At 62.7% G+C, this 17,706-nt stretch carries 16 protein-coding genes; all 16 read left to right on the top strand.

Features of this window, described 5'->3' with window-relative positions:
• The first annotated feature begins 68 nt into the window (after positions 1-68).
• Positions 69-770 carry a transposase gene (locus tag DUGA2_RS05720; RefSeq protein WP_070267838.1) on the top strand — a complete coding sequence of 234 codons (702 nt, stop codon included), beginning with the start codon at positions 69-71 and terminating at the stop codon, positions 768-770.
• 192 nt (positions 771-962) lie between these two features.
• Positions 963-5,690 (top strand): glutamate synthase-related protein, encoded by a 4,728-nt coding sequence (locus DUGA2_RS05715; RefSeq protein ID WP_070267836.1) that lies wholly within the window; start codon positions 963-965, stop codon positions 5,688-5,690.
• A gap of 36 nt (positions 5,691-5,726) precedes the next feature.
• A complete protein-coding gene (locus tag DUGA2_RS05710; protein ID WP_070267835.1) occupies positions 5,727-7,190 on the top strand; it encodes a glutamate synthase subunit beta in 1,464 nt (487 codons plus the stop codon).
• A gap of 245 nt (positions 7,191-7,435) precedes the next feature.
• Positions 7,436-8,254, top strand: a complete 819-nt coding sequence (locus DUGA2_RS05705; RefSeq protein WP_070267833.1) for an ABC transporter ATP-binding protein — start codon at positions 7,436-7,438, stop codon at positions 8,252-8,254.
• On the top strand, positions 8,251-9,036 hold the full coding sequence (gene mlaE / locus DUGA2_RS05700; RefSeq protein WP_070267831.1) for a lipid asymmetry maintenance ABC transporter permease subunit MlaE: 786 nt from the start codon (positions 8,251-8,253) through the stop codon (positions 9,034-9,036). The genes DUGA2_RS05705 and mlaE overlap by 4 nt, the downstream gene beginning before the upstream one ends.
• A 48-nt stretch (positions 9,037-9,084) precedes the next feature.
• Positions 9,085-9,555: an outer membrane lipid asymmetry maintenance protein MlaD gene (gene mlaD, locus DUGA2_RS05695; protein WP_070267829.1), complete on the top strand. Its 471-nt coding sequence runs from the start codon at positions 9,085-9,087 to the stop codon at positions 9,553-9,555.
• Positions 9,552-10,415, top strand: coding sequence for a VacJ family lipoprotein (locus tag DUGA2_RS05690; RefSeq protein ID WP_070267827.1), 864 nt, complete (start codon positions 9,552-9,554; stop codon positions 10,413-10,415). Before mlaD ends, DUGA2_RS05690 begins: the two co-directional genes overlap by 4 nt.
• Before the next feature lie 31 nt (positions 10,416-10,446).
• Positions 10,447-11,088, top strand: a complete 642-nt coding sequence (locus tag DUGA2_RS05685) for a phospholipid-binding protein MlaC (protein ID WP_070267825.1) — start codon at positions 10,447-10,449, stop codon at positions 11,086-11,088.
• A gap of 11 nt (positions 11,089-11,099) precedes the next feature.
• Positions 11,100-11,525 carry a lipid asymmetry maintenance protein MlaB gene (locus tag DUGA2_RS05680; protein ID WP_070267823.1) on the top strand — a complete coding sequence of 142 codons (426 nt, stop codon included), beginning with the start codon at positions 11,100-11,102 and terminating at the stop codon, positions 11,523-11,525.
• 185 nt (positions 11,526-11,710) lie between these two features.
• Positions 11,711-12,625, top strand: coding sequence for an ABC transporter ATP-binding protein (locus DUGA2_RS05675; RefSeq protein ID WP_070267821.1), 915 nt, complete (start codon positions 11,711-11,713; stop codon positions 12,623-12,625).
• Positions 12,622-13,389: an ABC transporter permease gene (locus DUGA2_RS05670; protein WP_070267819.1), complete on the top strand. Its 768-nt coding sequence runs from the start codon at positions 12,622-12,624 to the stop codon at positions 13,387-13,389. Before DUGA2_RS05675 ends, DUGA2_RS05670 begins: the two co-directional genes overlap by 4 nt.
• A 15-nt stretch (positions 13,390-13,404) precedes the next feature.
• A complete protein-coding gene (locus DUGA2_RS05665) occupies positions 13,405-13,641 on the top strand; it encodes a BolA family protein (protein ID WP_070267817.1) in 237 nt (78 codons plus the stop codon).
• A gap of 6 nt (positions 13,642-13,647) precedes the next feature.
• Positions 13,648-14,898, top strand: coding sequence for a UDP-N-acetylglucosamine 1-carboxyvinyltransferase (murA, locus tag DUGA2_RS05660; RefSeq protein ID WP_070267815.1), 1,251 nt, complete (start codon positions 13,648-13,650; stop codon positions 14,896-14,898).
• A 1-nt stretch (position 14,899) separates the two neighbouring features.
• Positions 14,900-15,562 (top strand): ATP phosphoribosyltransferase, encoded by a 663-nt coding sequence (hisG, locus tag DUGA2_RS05655; RefSeq protein WP_008443069.1) that lies wholly within the window; start codon positions 14,900-14,902, stop codon positions 15,560-15,562.
• A 6-nt stretch (positions 15,563-15,568) separates the two neighbouring features.
• A complete protein-coding gene (hisD, locus tag DUGA2_RS05650; RefSeq protein WP_070267814.1) occupies positions 15,569-16,885 on the top strand; it encodes a histidinol dehydrogenase in 1,317 nt (438 codons plus the stop codon).
• Positions 16,882-17,700, top strand: coding sequence for a site-specific DNA-methyltransferase (locus tag DUGA2_RS05645; protein ID WP_070267811.1), 819 nt, complete (start codon positions 16,882-16,884; stop codon positions 17,698-17,700). Before hisD ends, DUGA2_RS05645 begins: the two co-directional genes overlap by 4 nt.
• The last annotated feature ends 6 nt before the right edge of the window (positions 17,701-17,706 follow it).

The following is a 17,706-nucleotide window of genomic DNA, read 5'->3' as shown; positions in this document are numbered from 1 at the left end:
GGCGCGCCTGAATAATCGGGGACAGAGTGGTGTAGAATCGGTGCATCCGATATCTTCTGCTCAAAATTATGGCACGTCTACCCCGCTTGATCGTCCCTGGCCAGCCTCATCACGTCATCCAGACCGGCAATAACAACCAGCCGGTGTTCCAGGATGCCGAAGACTATCAAACCTTCCTCGGCTGGCTGCGCACCGCCGCCAAAAACTACAAAGTGGCCGTGCACGCCTATGTTTTGATGCCGAATCACCTGCATTTGCTGGTCACGCCGGCCGATGCGGACGGCCTGGGGCAGATGATGCAGTGGATAGGCCGCTACTACGTGCCCTATTTCAACCAGAAATATGGCCGCAGCGGCACTTTGTGGAACGGACGCTACAAAACCTCGCTCATCGACGCCGAGCAATACTTCATGTCTTGCAGCCGTTATATCGAGTTCAACCCGGTGCGCAACGGCATGGTGGGGCGGGCCGAGGATTATCCGTGGTCCAGCTATCCGCACCACGCCGGGCTGCGCCCGGACGGCCTGATCGTCGACCATCCGAAGTTCTGGGAGCTGGGCAACACGCCGTTCCAGCGCGAGGCGGCATATATCGCGCTGGCCGAGCCGTCCTTGAGCGAGGAAGAGGTGGCGCATATCAGCAAGGCGCTGCTGAAAGGCTGGCCGCTGGGCAGCGAGCAGTTCAAGACGGCGCTGCAGCACAAGGTCAAGCGCCAAGTGCTGCCCGCCAAGCGCGGCCGGCCGTTCAAAATCAAGCCGGAAGCCGCCTGAACAGCTGGCGGATGCCGCAGGAATCGCCGGTTCCTGCGGTTTTTTTACTCCCGGCATCACTCTGTCCCTAATTAAAAATTCGGCGGACTTTGGAAAAATTAATCCGACTCCGACCCTAATTGTTATTGTTGAATTTTCTGCTGCATTGCACTACTCTAGTTTTTCGTTAGTCAAAATTGCAGTGGAGAGCCCATGAAAGCCCAAGGTCTGTACGATCCGTCCAATGAACACGATGCCTGCGGCGTCGGTTTCGTCGCCCATATCAAGGGCAACAAGAGCCACTCCATCGTGGAACAGGGTCTGCTGATCCTGAAAAACCTCGATCACCGGGGCGCCGTCGGCGCCGATGCGCTGATGGGCGATGGCGCCGGCATCCTGATCCAGATCCCGGACCAGTACTACCGCGACGAAATGGCCAAGCAAGGCGTGGAACTGCCGCCGCCAGGCGAATACGGCGTCGGCATGGTGTTCCTGCCTAAAGAAAATGCATCGCGCATCGCCTGCGAACAGGAAATCGAGCGCGCCGTGCGCGCCGAAGGCCAGGTCGTGCTGGGCTGGCGCAATGTGCCGGTGGACTGCGACATGCCGATGTCCCCTACCGTGCGCGCCAAGGAACCGGTCATCCGCCAGATCTTCATCGGCCGCGGCGCCGACATCATGGTGACGGACGCGCTGGAGCGCAAACTGTACGTGATCCGCAAATCGTCGGGCCACGCCATCCAGGCGCTGAAGCTGATCCACGGTAAGGAATTCTTCGTGGCCTCGCTGTCGGCCCGCACCATCGTCTACAAAGGCCTGCTGCTGGCGGACCAGGTCGGCGTCTACTACAAGGACCTGCAGGATGCGCGCTGCGTTTCCGCGCTGGCGCTGGTGCACCAGCGTTTCTCGACCAACACCTTCCCGGAATGGCCGCTGGCCCACCCGTACCGCCTGATCGCCCACAACGGCGAGATCAACACCGTCAAAGGCAACTTCAACTGGATGCGCGCCCGCGAAGGCGTGATGAAGTCGGCCGTGCTGGGCGAAGATCTGCAGAAACTGTTCCCGCTGATCTACGAAGGCCAGTCGGACACCGCCTGCTTCGACAACGCGCTGGAACTGCTGCTGATGGCAGGCTATCCGATCGCCCAGGCGATGATGATGATGATTCCGGAAGCCTGGGAAAATCACGGCACGATGGACGACAATCGCCGCGCGTTCTACGAATATCACGCCGCCATGATGGAACCGTGGGATGGCCCGGCCGCCATGGCCTTCACCGACGGCCGCTACATCGGCGGCACGCTGGACAGGAACGGATTGCGGCCTGCGCGATATATCGTCACCGACGACGACTTGGTGGTGATGGCCTCGGAATCGGGCGTGCTGCCGATTCCCGAATCCAAGATCATCCAGAAATGGCGTCTGCAGCCAGGCAAGATGTTCCTGATCGACCTGGAAGCCGGCCGCATCATCGACGATAAAGAGCTGAAGGACACCTACGCCAACGCCAAGCCGTACAAGGCGTGGATCAACGCGGTGCGCATCAAGCTCAACGAAATCAAGCTGAGCGAAAGCCAGCTGGCGCACAACCGCGCCAAGGACATCGCGCCGGCCCAGGGCGAAAAAGCCCTGCCGTCGCTGCTGGACCGCCAGCAAGCCTTCGGCTACACCCAGGAAGATTTGAAATTCCTGATGGCGCCGATGGCCGCCGCCGGCGAAGAAGCCACCGGCTCGATGGGCAACGACTCGCCGCTGGCCGTCATGTCCAACAAGCTCAAGCCGCTGTACAACTACTTCAAGCAGCTGTTCGCGCAAGTGACCAACCCGCCGATCGACCCGATCCGCGAAGCGATGGTGATGTCGCTGGTGTCCTTCATCGGCCCCAAGCCCAACCTGCTCGACACCAACAACGTCAACCCGCCGATGCGCCTCGAAGTGTCGCAGCCGGTGCTGGGCTTCGACGACATGGCCCGCCTGCGCGGCATCAGCCTGCACACCGGCGGCAAGTTTAAGTCTTACGAGCTCAACATCTGCTACCCGCTGGCCTGGGGCAAGGAAGGCGTGGAAGCATGCCTGGCCTCGCTGTGCGCCGAGGCGGTCGATGCGGTCAAGTCCGGCCACAACATCCTGATCGTGTCGGACCGCTCGGTTGGCGCCGATCGTGTCGCCATCCCCGCGCTTCTGGCCACATCCACCATCCATCAGCACCTGGTGAGCAAGGGCTTGCGCGCTTCCACCGGCCTCGTCGTGGAAACCGGCTCGGCCCGCGAAACCCACCACTTCGCGCTGCTGGCCGGCTATGGCGCCGAAGCCATCCACCCTTACCTGGCGATGGAAACCCTGGTCGAGATGGCGCACGGCATGCCGGGCGATATGTCGGGCGACAAGGCGGTCTACAACTACACCAAGGCCATCGGCAAGGGCCTGATGAAGGTCATGTCCAAGATGGGCATCTCGACCTATATGTCCTACTGCGGCGCGCAGATCTTCGAAGCCGTCGGCCTGAACAAGTCGCTGGTCGACAAATACTTCAAGGGCACGGCTTCCAACGTCGAGGGCATCGGCGTGTTCGAAGTGGCGGAAGAGGCGCTGCGCCTGCATAACCTGGCCTTCGGCAACGATCCAGTACTGGAAAACCACCTGGACGCCGGTGGCGAATACGCCTACCGCGTGCGCGGCGAAGACCACCTGTGGACCCCGGATGCGATCGCCAAGTTGCAGCATTCGACCCGCAGCAACAACTTCTCCAGCTATAAAGAGTACGCCCAGATCATCAACGACCAGAGCAAGCGCCACCTGACCCTGCGCGGCCTGTTCGAGTTCAAGCTCGATCCGTCGAAGGCGATCCCGCTGGACGAAGTCGAGCCGGCCAAGGAAATCGTCAAGCGCTTCGCGACCGGCGCGATGTCCATGGGTTCGATCTCGACCGAAGCCCACGCCACGCTGGCGGTGGCGATGAACCGCATCGGCGGCAAGTCCAACACCGGCGAAGGCGGCGAAGATCCATCGCGCTACACGATGGAGCTGAAAGGCATCAAGATCAAGCAGGGCGAGACCATGGCTTCGGTCATGGGCAAGGAACAGATGGTGGTCGACATTCCGCTGCAGGAAGGCGATTCGCTGCGTTCGCGCATCAAGCAGGTGGCGTCCGGCCGTTTCGGCGTGACCGCGGCCTACCTGAACTCGGCCGACCAGATTCAAATCAAGATGGCCCAGGGCGCCAAGCCTGGCGAAGGCGGCCAGCTGCCCGGCCATAAAGTGTCGGAATACATCGCCACCCTGCGCTTCTCGGTGCCGGGCGTGGGGCTGATTTCGCCGCCGCCGCACCACGATATTTATTCGATCGAAGACTTGGCCCAGCTGATCCACGACTTGAAGAACGCCAATCCGCGCGCTTCGATCTCGGTCAAGCTGGTGTCGGAAGTCGGTATCGGCACCGTGGCCGCGGGCGTTACCAAGGCCAAGGCCGATCACGTGGTGGTGGCCGGCCATGACGGCGGCACCGGCGCTTCGCCGCTGTCGTCGGTCAAGCATGCAGGCACGCCGTGGGAGCTGGGCCTGGCTGAAACCCAGCAAACGCTGGTGCTGAACGGCCTGCGCAGCCGCATCCGCGTTCAGGCCGACGGCCAGATGCGTACCGGCCGCGACGTCGTCATCGCCGCCATGCTGGGCGCGGATGAAATCGGCTTCGCCACCGCGCCGCTGGTGGTCGAGGGGTGCATCATGATGCGCAAATGCCACCTGAACACTTGCCCGGTCGGCGTCGCCACGCAGGATCCTGTGCTGCGCGCCAAGTTCTCCGGCAAGCCTGAGTACGTCGTGAACTACTTCTTCTTCGTCGCCGAAGAGGCCCGCCAGCTGATGGCGCAACTGGGCATCCGCACCTATGACGAGCTGATCGGCCGCGTCGACCTGCTGGACAAGTCCAAGGCGATCACGCACTGGAAAGCCAAGGGCCTGGACTTCAGCAACATCTTCTACCAGCCGGAAGTGCAGGAAGGTCATTCGATCTACCACACGATGGAACAGGACCACGGCCTCGACAAGGCGCTCGATCACAAGCTGATCGCGCAAGCCAAGGCGGCGCTGGAAAAAGGCGAGCGCGTGTCCTTCATCTCGCCGGTGAAGAACTTGAACCGCACCGTCGGCACCATGTTGTCGGGCGAAGTGGCCAAGCGCTACGGCCACGCCGGCCTGCCGGACGACACCATCCACATTCAGCTGCAAGGCACGGCGGGCCAGTCGGCCTGCGCCTTCCTGGCGCACGGCATCACCATCGACCTGGTCGGCGAGGGTAACGATTACGTCGGCAAGGGCTTGTCGGGCGGCCGCATCATCGTGCGTCCGAACACCGAGTTCCGTGGCTGGGCGGTGAACAACATCATCATCGGCAACACCGTGCTGTACGGCGCGATCAGCGGCGAAGCCTTCTTCAACGGCGTGGCCGGCGAGCGTTTCGCCGTGCGCAACTCGGGCGCCACCGCCATCGTCGAAGGCACGGGCGACCACGGTTGCGAATACATGACTGGCGGCACCGTGGTGGTGCTGGGCGCCACCGGCCGCAACTTCGCGGCGGGCATGTCGGGCGGCATCGCCTACGTGTACGACCCGGAGGGCGATTTCGAAGCCCGCTGCAACACCGCGATGGTGACGCTGGAGCCGGTGCTGACCGCCAAGGAGCAGGAAGCCCAGAGCGAGACCTGGCACGTGCAGCACAAGGACCATGGCCGCGAGGCGGACGAGGTGATCCTGAAGCGTTTGATCGAGCGCCACTTCAAGCACACCGGCAGCACCCGTGCCCGCCTGTTGCTGGACAACTGGGCCGAAGGCCGCGGCAAATTCGTCAAGGTCTTCCCGAGCGAATACAAGCGCGCCCTGATCGAAATGGCCGAAGACGTGGCGAACGAAGCCGCCGTCGTCCAGCCGATCGCAGCCTGATGCTTGACCGTACAGAACAATATTTAAGGACTTATCGTGGGTAAAATCACCGGCTTCATGGAATTCAAGCGTCAGGACGAGAGCTATTTGCCGCCTGCTACGCGTTTGAAAAACTATTCCGAATTCGTCATCACCCTGACCAATGAACAGGCCAAGGTGCAGGGCGCGCGCTGCATGGATTGCGGCATCCCGTTCTGCAACACCGGCTGCCCGGTCAACAACATCATCCCGGACTGGAACGACCTGGTCTATCGCGGCAACTACCGCGAGGCGCTGGACACCCTGCACTCGACCAACAACTTCCCGGAATTCACCGGCCGCATCTGCCCTGCGCCGTGCGAAGCCGCCTGCACGCTGGGCATCAACAACGATCCGGTCGGCATCAAGTCGATCGAGCACAAGATCATCGACGAAGGCTGGGAACACGGCTGGGTCGTGCCGCAGCCTGCGGCCAAGCAGAGCGGCAAGAAGGTCGCCATCGTCGGCTCCGGTCCTGCCGGCCTGGCGGCGGCGCAACAGCTGGCGCGCGCCGGCCACGCCGTGACCGTGTTCGAGAAGAGCGACCGCGTCGGCGGCCTGCTGCGCTACGGCATTCCTGACTTCAAGATGGAAAAGTCGCACATCGACCGCCGCATCAAGCAGATGGAAGCCGAGGGCGTGGTGTTCCGCACCAGCGTACTGGTCGGCAAGGACTTCCCGGCCAACGTCAACAACTGGGCCAAGGAAACCATCTTCCCGGAAGACCTGGAGAAGGAATTCGACGCCGTAGTGCTGGCCGGCGGCGCCGAGCAGCCGCGCGACCTGCCGGTGCCGGGCCGCGAGCTGAAGGGCGTGCATTTCGCCATGGACTTCCTGCCGCTGCAAAACAAGGTCAACGCCGGCGACAAGGTCAAGGACCAGCTGAAAGCCACCGGCAAGCATGTGGTGGTGATCGGCGGCGGCGACACCGGTTCCGACTGCGTCGGCACCTCGAACCGCCACGGCGCGGCTTCGGTCACGCAGTTCGAGCTGATGCCCATGCCGCCGGAGCAAGAGAACAAGCCGCTGGTGTGGCCGTACTGGCCGACCAAGCTGCGCACCTCCTCGTCGCACGAGGAAGGCTGCGAGCGCGACTGGGCGGTGGCCACCAAGCGCCTGGAAGGCAAGAACGGCAAGGTCGAGAAACTGGTCGCCTGCCGCGTCGAGTGGAAAGACGGCAAGATGAGCGAAGTGCCGAACTCGGAATTCGAGATGAAGGCCGACCTGGTGCTGCTGGCCATGGGCTTTGTATCGCCGGTGGCCAATGTGCTGGACGCATTCGGCATCGAGAAAGATGCACGCGGCAACGCCAAGGCCAGCACCGACGGCGAAGGCTGCTACAAGACTTCCGCCTCCAAGGTATTTGCCGCCGGCGATGTGCGCCGCGGCCAGTCGCTGGTGGTGTGGGCGATCCGCGAAGGCCGCCAGTGCGCGCGCGCGGTCGATGAGTTTTTGATGGGTTCGTCGGAACTGCCGCGCTAATCCCAGCGCACCGCGACAGCCTGCCTCCCGCCGGTGGCGAACGGGTGATCCCCGTTGCCACCGGTTTTTTTACGTCCATGGCTTGTGCAATGCAGCAATGTAACAATTCTTGATAGGTGTAAATTGCTGACTTTAGGTTCAGTAGTGTTGTATTATCTGCTACTTACAATGCCTCTCTCTGTCGCAAAAGAGGGGGGCGCCAGCAGAGATTAACCTTTCTGCACTACAATACGGCATTAAAAACAATGAGTTCAGTCGTGGCTAATCTAGTCGAAATCCGTGATCTACACTTTTCCTATGGAAAGCGCGCCATCCTGTCGGGCCTCCAGATGGATTTCCCACGCGGGAAAGTGATCGCTGTGATGGGCGGCTCGGGCAGCGGCAAGACCACGGTATTGCGCCTGATCGGCGGCCAGATCCGCCCGCAACGCGGCCATGTCAAGGTCCAGGGCCAGATCGTGCACAAGCTCAATACCGCCGGCTTGTACCTGCTGCGGCGCAAGATGGGCATGCTGTTCCAGCATGGCGCGCTGTTTACCGACCTCACCGTCTTTGAAAACGTCGCCTTCCCGCTGCGCGAGCATACCGACTTGCCGGAAGAGCTGATCCGCAACCTGGTGCTGATGAAACTGCACGCGGTCGGCCTGCGCAACGCCGCCAAGCTGAAACCGGGCGAAATCTCCGGCGGCATGGCGCGCCGCGTGGCGCTCGCCCGCTCGATCGCGCTGGACCCGGAACTGATCATGTACGACGAGCCCTTCGCCGGCCTCGACCCGATCTCGATGGGCGTTACCGCCAACCTGATCCGCAACCTGAATACCGCGCTGGGTTCGACCACCGTGCTGGTCTCGCACGACGTCAAGGAATGCTTCGCCATCGCCGACTACGTCTACTTCCTGTCGCAGGGCAAGATCGTCGCGCACGGCACGCCGGCCGACATGATGGTGTCGACCGATCCGTATGTGAAGCAGTTCGTCAACGCCGAGGCCGACGGTCCGGTACCCTTCCACTATCCGGGCAAGTCCCTGGCCGATGACCTGGGCCTGGGAGTGCAAGTCTTATGAGCGTCAAGAACTGGTTGTCCAAGCTGGGCGCGCCGCTGCGCGACTACGTCGAAAGCATAGGCTACGGCGCCCGCACCTTCGCCAATATGCTGGGCGTGTCGCCCGGCCTGCTGCGCCGCCCGGCGCTGCTGGTCGAGCAGCTGCACTTCATCGGCAATTATTCGATGCTGATCATCACCCTGTCCGGCTTGTTCGTCGGCATGGTGCTGGGCCTGCAGGGCTACTACACGCTCAACAAATACGGCGCCGAGCAGTCGCTGGGCCTGCTGGTGGCCCTGGGCCTGACCCGCGAACTGGGCCCGGTCATCACCGCGCTGCTGTTTGCCGGCCGCGCCGGCACCTCGCTGACGGCCGAAATCGGCCTGATGAAGGCGGGCGAGCAGCTGTCGGCGATGGAAATGATGGCCGTCAACCCTATCCAGCGCGTGCTGGCGCCCCGCTTCTGGGCCGGCGTGATCGCGGTGCCGCTGCTGGCCTCGGTGTTCAGCGCGGTCGGCGTGCTGGGCGGCTGGCTGGTCGGCGTGCAGCTGATCGGCGTCGATGACGGCGCGTTCTGGTCGCAGATGCAGGGCGGCGTCGACATCTGGAAAGATATTTTCAACGGTTTTGCCAAGAGCGTGGTGTTCGGTATCGCCATCACCTTCATTGCGCTGTACCAGGGCTATGAAGCCCAGCCGACCCCGGAAGACGTGGCGCGCGCCACCACCCGCACGGTCGTGATCTCATCGCTGATGATCTGGTGGCTGGACTTCATGATGACGGCGCTGATGTTCAGCAAGTAAGCGACGCAGCACAAGATAAAGCACAAGATAAGAAACTAAGGAATCGCTATGCAACGTAAATCTCTGGATGTCTGGGTCGGTCTGTTCATCGTCGTCGGCGTCGCCGCACTGATGTTTCTGGCGCTGAAGGCCGGCAACATGGGTTCCATGTCCTTCGGCAAGGTGTATCCGATCACCGCCAAGTTCGACAACATCGGCAGCCTGCGCCCGCAAGCGGCCGTCAAGGCGGCCGGCGTGGTGGTAGGCCGTGTGGGAGAGATCAAGTTTGATGACAAGAGTTACCAGGCACTGGTAACCTTGAACATGGAAGAAGGTTACAAATTCCCCAAAGACAGTTCGGCCAAGATCCTGACCGCCGGCCTGTTGGGCGAACAATACGTGGGCATCGAAGCCGGCGGCGACACCAATAACCTGGCCGCCGGCGACAAGATTGCCCGTACCCAATCGGCCGCCGTGCTGGAAGACTTGATCAATCAGTTCATCTACAGCAAGGCTGCAGAAGGAAAGGACAGCAAATGACGCACCGTACTCCGCAACACCTCCGCCGTGCCGCACTGGCGCTGGGCGTCACCGTGCTGCTGGCCGGCTGCGCCGGCCCGAACCCGCGCGATCCGTACGAAGGCTTCAACCGCGCCATGTTCAGCTTTAACGATACGGTCGACACCTACGCGCTGAAACCGGCCGCGACGGCCTACCGCAACGTGCTGCCGAATTTCGTGCAGACCGGCGTCAACAACTTCTTCGGCAACCTGGCCGATGCCTGGACCGGCGTCAATAACCTGCTGCAAGGCAAGGGCGAAGCCGGCATGTCGGACGTCACCCGCTTCGCGCTGAACTCCACGCTGGGCATCGTCGGCCTGTTCGACATCGCCTCGGAAGCCGGCCTGCAAAAGCACAAGGAAGACTTCGGCCAGACGCTGGGCACCTGGGGCGTGCCGTCCGGCCCCTACCTGATGCTGCCGCTGCTGGGCCCATCGACCGTGCGCGACACGGTGGCCCTGCCGCTGGATATCAAGGGCGACATCTGGGGCTACAAGGAACCGGTCTACATCCGCAACACCGGCACCGCGCTGCGCGTGGTCGACCAGCGCTCCAACCTGCTCAACGCCACCAGCCTGCTGGAAGACGCCGCACTGGACCGCTACGAATTCATCCGCGACGGCTTCCTGCAGCGCCGCGAGAACCAGATTCATCCCGACAGCGACGATGCTCCGCGCAAGTCCAAGAAGGACGATGCGGCGGAAATCGACGCCAAACCGGCTGCTGCGCCCGCCGTTGCGACGATGGCCGCCGCACAAACTTCTGCCCCCGTGTCATCCGAATCGGCGCCAAAAGAGTTAAACTCTGGCGCACCGGCTGCAAGCAACGTCAGCCCGTGACCCCGAAGAACCACACAAAGGTAACGACAACATGAAATTGATCAAACAACTTATCGCTGTAGCAACTGTTGCCATGGCCGTCAACGCCCAGGCCGCAGCGCCCGCCAACGAAGCGCCGGACGTCCTGGTCAAGCGCATCAGCCAGGAAGTAATCGACACCGCCAAGTCGGACAAGGCGATCCAGTCGGGCGACCAGAAAAAAGTGCTGGACCTGGTCGAAAGCAAGATCCTGCCTTACGTCGATTCGCAGCGCATGACCGCGCTGGCGGCCGGCCGTTTCTGGCGCGACGCCTCGCCCGAGCAGCAAAAAGCGCTGTCGGACCAGTTCCGCACGCTGCTGATCTTCACCTACTCGGGCGCGCTGTCGCAGATTAAGAACGAAACCATCGAGTTCAAGCCGATGCGTTCCGATCCTAGCGACAACGAAGTCGAAGTGCGTTCGCAGGTCAACGTCGCCCGCGGCGAACCGATCCCGCTGAACTACCGCGTGGCCAAGACGCCTGCCGGCTGGAAGATCTACGACATCAACGTGCTGGGCGCGTGGCTGGTCGAGACCTACAAGGGCACGTTCGCTTCCGAAATCGGCAAGGGCGGCATCGACGGCCTGATCAAGACGCTGACGGAAAAGAACAAGTCGCTGGCCAACAAACCACTGAAAACCGTTGCTAAATAAGCCATAACGCCATGTCTACCGCCGTCTCCGAACCCCTCGACAACCTGCAGTCGCTCACGACCCTGACCGTGCTCAACGCCTCCGTGGCGCTGGAGCGCGGCCTGGCGGCCCTCAAGGCCGGCCAGACCGTGTTCGACCTGCGCCATGTGTTGACGGTGGATTCGGTGGCGGTGTCCGTCATGCTGGCGTGGCAGCGCGCCGCCCAGGACGCCGGCGTCAAGCTGGAACTGAAAAACCTGCCGCCGGCGCTGCAAAGCCTGACCAAGCTGTACGGCGTATGCTCGCTGCTGTTCCCGCCGTCGGTCGCGCTCGAGCCGGGTGCGCCCGCCGCGCCGAATCCGCTGCACGAAGAATTTGCCCCGGTCAATGCACCGGAAACCTTCTTCACCAAGAAGACCGGTCTCGCCGACGACTCGGCCTCGCACCACCATCATTGACCCTCGCCCCACCCCCGCCGCCCGTAGTACTTCTGGTAAATAGCCAGTCCGGCTCTGCCGATCCGAATTTCCAATATAATTGAACGTTGCCGCTGCCTGAGAGCCGCGGCGCCCGCAGCATCTTCCGCCACGTTTAGGCCACACCGCGCCGGCTCGCGCCGCCGCACCTTACAGATAAGTCAAGCATGACAGCGATCCAAATAAGCAATGTCGAGAAGCGCTACAAGTCGCTCCAGGCACTGGGCGGCGTGTCCCTTTCGATCGAAGAGGGCGAGTTTTTCGGTCTGCTGGGCCCCAACGGCGCCGGCAAGACCACCTTGATTTCCATCATCGCCGGCCTGATCCGGCCTGACGCCGGCAAAGTCACCATCCACGGCCATGACGTCACCGGCGATTTCCGCGCCGCGCGCAAGAAGCTGGGCGTGGTGCCGCAGGAGCTGGTGTTCGACCCCTTCTTCACGGTGCGCGAGACGCTGCGCCTGCAATCGGGCTACTTCGGCCTGCCGAACAACGACGCCTGGATCGACGAGGTGATGCACAACCTCGACCTGACCAACAAGGCCGACGTCAACATGCGCGCCCTGTCCGGCGGCATGAAGCGCCGCGTGCTGGTGGCGCAGGCGCTGGTGCACAAGCCGCCCGTCATCGTGCTCGACGAGCCGACCGCCGGCGTCGACGTCGAACTGCGCCAGACGCTGTGGAAGTTCATCTCGCGCCTGAACCGCGAAGGCCATACCGTGGTGCTGACCACCCACTACCTGGAAGAAGCGCAAGCCATGTGCAAGCGCGTGGCGATGCTCAAGAGCGGCAAGGTCGTCGCGCTGGACACGATGGCGTCGCTGATACGCCGCATCTCCGGCTCGCAGCTGACCGTGAACCTGAGCAGCGGCGAGCTGCCGCAAGACCTGCGCCACCTGGTCACGCACCCGGAGCAGTCGGAGCACGGCAAGAAGTACAGCCTGCGCATCAACGAATACGCTGAAGTCGAAACCATCCTGACGCGCCTGCGCGAGTCCGGCGCCGTGATCGACGAAATGCAACTGCAACAAGCGGATCTGGAAGATATCTTCTTGCAGATCATGGATAAGGGCACCGTATGAACTTCATCTCCACCGGCTTCCGCACCCTGGTCTACAAGGAGACGCTGCGCTTCTGGAAGGTCGCCACGCAAACCGTCGCCGCGCCCATCCTGACGGCGATGCTGTACCTGCTGATCTTCGGCCACGTGCTCGAAGGCCGCGTCACCGTCTACGCGGACGTCAGCTACACCGCCTTCCTGATCCCCGGCCTGGTGATGATGAGCGTTCTGCAGAACTCTTTCGCCAATTCGTCGTCCTCGCTGATCCAGTCCAAGATCACCGGCAACCTGGTGTTCGTGCTGCTGACGCCCCTGTCGCACTGGGAGATCTTCTCGGCCTACGTGATCGCCGCCATGGTGCGCGGCATCGTGGTCGGCTTCGGCGTGTTCGTGGTGACGGCGTGGTTCGCCCACCTGTCGTTCACGGCGCCGCTGTGGATCGTGGTGTTCGCGCTGCTGGGCGCCGCCATCCTCGGCACCATGGGCCTGATCGCCGGCATCTGGGCCGAGAAATTCGACCAGCTGGCCGCGTTCCAGAACTTCCTGATCATGCCGCTGACCTTCCTGTCCGGCGTGTTCTACTCGATCCATTCGCTGCCGCCGTTCTGGCTGACGGTATCGCATCTGAACCCGTTCTTCTACATGATCGACGGTTTCCGCTACGGTTTCTTCGGCCAGTCGGACGTCAACCCGCTGGTCAGCGTGAGCATCGTCTCCGCCTTCCTCGTCGCGTTGGCGTTGCTGGCGATTCGTTTGCTGCGCAGCGGTTATCGTCTGCGTCACTAATTCCAAGGACTTATCATGACCACTACTCCAGAACTGATCCACGGCTACCTGAGCGCCGGCCTCGAATGCACCCACCTCGAAGTGGAGGGCGACGGCCAGCACTTCCAGGCCATCATCGTCTCGCCGGCCTTCGTCGGCAAGCGTTTGATCCAGCGCCACCAGATCGTGTACGCCGCGCTGGGCGACCGCATGCGCGAAGAGATCCACGCGCTATCGATGAAAACCCTCACCCCTGACGAATACCAAGGATAAGCAAGCATGGACAAGCTCCTCATACAAGGCGGCAACCGCCTGAACGGCGACATCAACATCTCCGGCGCGAAGAACGCGGCGCTGCCTATCCTGTGCGCCGGCCTGCTGACGTCGGGCGACGTCGAACTGTCCAACGTGCCGCACCTGCACGACGTGGCGACCATCCTCAAGCTGCTGGGCCAGACCGGCCTCAAAGTGACGCAGGACGGCGACAAGGTCACGCTGAATGGTTCCGCCATCGACAAGCTGGAAGCCCCGTATGAGCTGGTGAAAACCATGCGCGCATCGATCCTGGTGCTCGGTCCATTGCTGGCGCGCTTCGGCGAAGCCAAGGTCTCGCTGCCGGGCGGCTGCGCCATCGGCTCGCGTCCGGTGGACCAGCACATCAAGGGCCTGCAAGCGCTGGGCGCGGACATCACCGTCGAAGGCGGCTACATCTACGCCAAGTGCAAAAAGCTCAAGGGCGCGCGCATCGTCACCGACATGATCACCGTGACCGGCACCGAGAACCTGCTGATGGCAGCAACGCTGGCCGAAGGCGAGACCGTGCTGGAAAACGCCGCCTGCGAACCTGAAGTGACCGACCTCGCCAACCTGCTGGTGGCGATGGGCGCGAAGATCGAAGGCATAGGCACCAACCGCCTCGTGATTCAAGGCGTGGCCGAACTGCACGGCGCCAAGCACGCTGTCATCTCCGACCGTATCGAAGCGGCGACCTTCCTGTGCGCCGTCGCGGCGACCGGCGGCGACATCACGATCCGCAACACCCGTGTCGACATCATGGATGCCGCGCTGGACAAGCTGCGCGAGATCGGCCTGCAAATGACCATCGGCGACAATTGGATCCGCGCGCAGATGGACAAGCGCCCGACGCCTGTGACCTTCCGCACCACCGAATACCCGGGCTTCCCGACCGACATGCAGGCGCAGTTCATGGCGGTGAACACCATCGCCGACGGCGCCAGCCGCGTGACCGAAACGATCTTCGAAAACCGCTTCATGCACGTGCAGGAGATGAACCGTCTCGGCGCGTCGATTGAAACCGACGGCAACACGGCCTTCATCAAAGGCGTCGAGCAGCTGGTGGGCGCGCCTGTGATGGCGACCGACCTGCGCGCCTCTGCATCGCTGGTGATCGCGGCGCTGACCGCGCGCGGCGAAACGCTGATCGACCGCATCTACCACCTCGACCGCGGCTACGACCAGATGGAAGTGAAGCTGTCCGCAGTGGGCGCCAACATCAAACGGATCAAATAACATGAGCGCATTCCAGGCCAACTCGCAGCTGATCCTCGCGCTGTCGAAGGGACGTATTTTCGAGGACACCCTGCCGCTGCTGGAAGCGGCCGGCATCACCGTCACCGAAAACCCGGAAACTTCGCGCAAGCTGATCCTGTCGACCAACGATCCCGACGTGCGCGTCATCATCGTGCGCGCCACCGACGTGCCGACCTATGTGCAGCACGGCGCGGCGGACTTCGGCGTGGCCGGCAAGGACGTGCTGCTTGAGCACGGCGGCGAAGGCCTGTACCAGCCTATCGATTTGAACATCGCGGCCTGCCGCATGTCGGTCGCGGTGCGCAACGGCTTCGATTACGAAACCGCCGTGCGCCAGGGCGCGCGCCTGCGCGTGGCCACCAAGTTCGTGGAGACCGCGCGCGAGCATTTCGCCAAGAAGGGCGTGCACGTCGACCTGATCAAGCTGTACGGCTCGATGGAGCTGGCGCCGCTGGTCGGCCTGTCGGACGCCATCGTCGACGTGGTCAGCACCGGCAACACGCTGCGCGCCAACGACCTGAAAGAGGTCGAAGCGATCATGGACATCTCGTCGCGCCTGATCGTCAACCAGGCCGCCCTGAAGCTCAAGCGCGCCCGCCTGCAACCGATCATCGAAGCATTCGAACGCGCCTCTAAAAAGTAAATCATCATGCCGATTCAAATTACCAAGCTCGATTCCACCCAAGCCGATTTCAAAAAGTCCCTGGATGCCCTGCTGGCATTTGAAGCGAGCACCGATGAAGCGATCGAACGCGCCGTCGCCGGCATCCTCGCCGACGTCAAAGCGCGCGGCGACGCCGCCGTGCTGGAATACACCAACCGCTTCGACCGCATCCCGAACGGCGGCGCCTCCAGCATGGCCGCCTTCGATATTCCCGAAGCCGAACTGCAGGCCGCGCTGGCCGCCATCCCTGAAGCGCAGCGCAACGCGCTGCACATCGCCGCACAACGCATCCGCGTATTCCACGAGCGCCAGAAGCAGGAACTGAACGGCTTCACCTACACCGAAGCCGATGGCACGGTGCTGGGCCAGAAGGTCACGCCGCTGGACCGCGTGGGCATCTACGTCCCGGGCGGCAAGGCCGCCTATCCTTCGTCGGTGCTGATGAACGCGATTCCCGCGCATGTCGCCGGCGTACAGGAAATCATCATGGTCGTGCCGACCCCGGACGGCGTGAAAAACCAGATGGTGCTGGCCGCCGCCGCGATTGCCGGCGTCACCCGCGTCATCACCATCGGCGGCGCGCAGGCTGTGGCCGCGCTGGCGCACGGCACCGAGACCATCGCCCCTGTCGACAAGATCGTCGGCCCCGGCAACGCCTACGTGGCCGCCGCCAAGCGCCGCGTGTTCGGCATCGTCGGCATCGACATGATCGCCGGCCCTTCCGAAATACTGATCGTCTGCGACGGCACCACCGATCCGGACTGGGTGGCGATGGACCTGTTCTCGCAGGCCGAGCACGACGAGCTGGCGCAAGCCATCCTGCTGTGCCCCGACGCCGACTACATCGCCAAGGTGGAAGCAAGCATAGAAAAATTACTGCCCCAGATGCCGCGCGCGGAAACCATCCGTACTTCGTTGACCGACCGCGGCGCGCTGGTCAAAGTGCGCGACATGGCCGAAGCCTGCGCCATCGCCAACAGCATCGCCGCCGAACACCTGGAAATCTCGGCCGAGAACCCGCAGCAATGGGCCGACCAGATCCGCCACGCCGGCGCCATGTTCCTCGGCCGCTATTCGTCCGAATCGCTGGGCGACTACTGCTGCGGCCCGAACCACGTGCTGCCGACGTCGCGCACCGCGCGCTTCTCGTCGCCGCTGGGCGTGTACGATTTCCAGAAGCGTTCGTCGATCATCCACGTCAGCGAAGCCGGCGCGCAAACGCTGGGCAAGGTCGCGGCCGAACTGGCCTACGGCGAAGGTCTGCAGGCCCACGCCCGCAGCGCGGAGCTGCGCCTCAAATGAGTGAAGCCTGGATCAATCAGGTCTTCTGTGAGGATGCGCTGGCCGGCCTGGCGCGCATCCCGGACGGTTCCATCGACCTGATTTTGACCGACCCGCCGTACAACCTGGGCAAGGACTACGGCAACGACTCGGATTCGCAAACGGTGGAAGACTACCTGCGCTGGACCGAGCAGTGGATCGACGCCGCCCTGCCCAAGCTCAAGCCCAACGGCAGCCTGTACATCTTCCTGACTTGGCGCTTTTCTCCGGAGATCTTCGTGCTGCTGAAAAAGCGCATGACGATGATGAACGAAATTATCTGGGACCGCCGCGTGCCGTCGATGGGCGGCAGCGTGCGCAGCTACTCGTCGGTGCACGACACCATCGGCTTCTTCGTGCGCCGCAAGGACTACTACTTCGACCTGGACTCGGTGCGCATACCCTACGACGCCGAAACCAAGAAAGCCCGTTCGCGCTCGATCTTCATCGGCGCCAAGTGGCTGGAAGTGGGCTACAACCCCAAGGATTTGTGGAGCGTGTCGCGCCTGCACCGTGAGCATCCCGAGCGCGCCGACCATCCGACGCAAAAGCCGCTGGAGATCATCGAACGCATGGTCAAGGCCTCGTGCCCGCCGGACGGCGTGGTGCTCGACCTGTTCATGGGCAGCGGCACGACGGCCATTGCGGCCAAGCGCTGCGGCCGCAATTTCGTCGGCTTCGAATTGAATCCCGACTACTGCGCCATCATCGCCGAACGCCTTGCCATGCCGGAGGTGCCAGCACCGCCGGAGAAGAAGAAAAAACCCGCTGTCAAACGAAGTTTAGTCAACTCATAGGAGCCT

Source organism: Duganella sp. HH101, from assembly GCF_001758795.1.
Taxonomy (GTDB): domain Bacteria; phylum Pseudomonadota; class Gammaproteobacteria; order Burkholderiales; family Burkholderiaceae_D; genus Rugamonas; species Rugamonas rivuli.
Note: the sequence above shows the minus strand (reverse complement) of the source record. Positions and strands in the feature narration are given on the sequence as shown.

Bases quoted from the DNA above. Each gene is read 5' to 3' on its own strand.
- DUGA2_RS05720 (WP_070267838.1), top strand. From the start codon at position 69: ATGGCACGTCTACCCCGCTTGATCGTCCCTGGCCAGCCTCATCACGTC.
- DUGA2_RS05715 (WP_070267836.1), top strand. From the start codon at position 963: ATGAAAGCCCAAGGTCTGTACGATCCGTCCAATGAACACGATGCCTGC.
- DUGA2_RS05705 (WP_070267833.1), top strand. From the start codon at position 7,436: ATGAGTTCAGTCGTGGCTAATCTAGTCGAAATCCGTGATCTACACTTT.
- mlaE (WP_070267831.1), top strand. From the start codon at position 8,251: ATGAGCGTCAAGAACTGGTTGTCCAAGCTGGGCGCGCCGCTGCGCGAC.
- mlaD (WP_070267829.1), top strand. From the start codon at position 9,085: ATGCAACGTAAATCTCTGGATGTCTGGGTCGGTCTGTTCATCGTCGTC.
- DUGA2_RS05690 (WP_070267827.1), top strand. From the start codon at position 9,552: ATGACGCACCGTACTCCGCAACACCTCCGCCGTGCCGCACTGGCGCTG.
- DUGA2_RS05685 (WP_070267825.1), top strand. From the start codon at position 10,447: ATGAAATTGATCAAACAACTTATCGCTGTAGCAACTGTTGCCATGGCC.
- DUGA2_RS05680 (WP_070267823.1), top strand. From the start codon at position 11,100: ATGTCTACCGCCGTCTCCGAACCCCTCGACAACCTGCAGTCGCTCACG.
- DUGA2_RS05675 (WP_070267821.1), top strand. From the start codon at position 11,711: ATGACAGCGATCCAAATAAGCAATGTCGAGAAGCGCTACAAGTCGCTC.
- DUGA2_RS05670 (WP_070267819.1), top strand. From the start codon at position 12,622: ATGAACTTCATCTCCACCGGCTTCCGCACCCTGGTCTACAAGGAGACG.
- DUGA2_RS05665 (WP_070267817.1), top strand. From the start codon at position 13,405: ATGACCACTACTCCAGAACTGATCCACGGCTACCTGAGCGCCGGCCTC.
- murA (WP_070267815.1), top strand. From the start codon at position 13,648: ATGGACAAGCTCCTCATACAAGGCGGCAACCGCCTGAACGGCGACATC.
- hisG (WP_008443069.1), top strand. From the start codon at position 14,900: ATGAGCGCATTCCAGGCCAACTCGCAGCTGATCCTCGCGCTGTCGAAG.
- hisD (WP_070267814.1), top strand. From the start codon at position 15,569: ATGCCGATTCAAATTACCAAGCTCGATTCCACCCAAGCCGATTTCAAA.
- DUGA2_RS05645 (WP_070267811.1), top strand. From the start codon at position 16,882: ATGAGTGAAGCCTGGATCAATCAGGTCTTCTGTGAGGATGCGCTGGCC.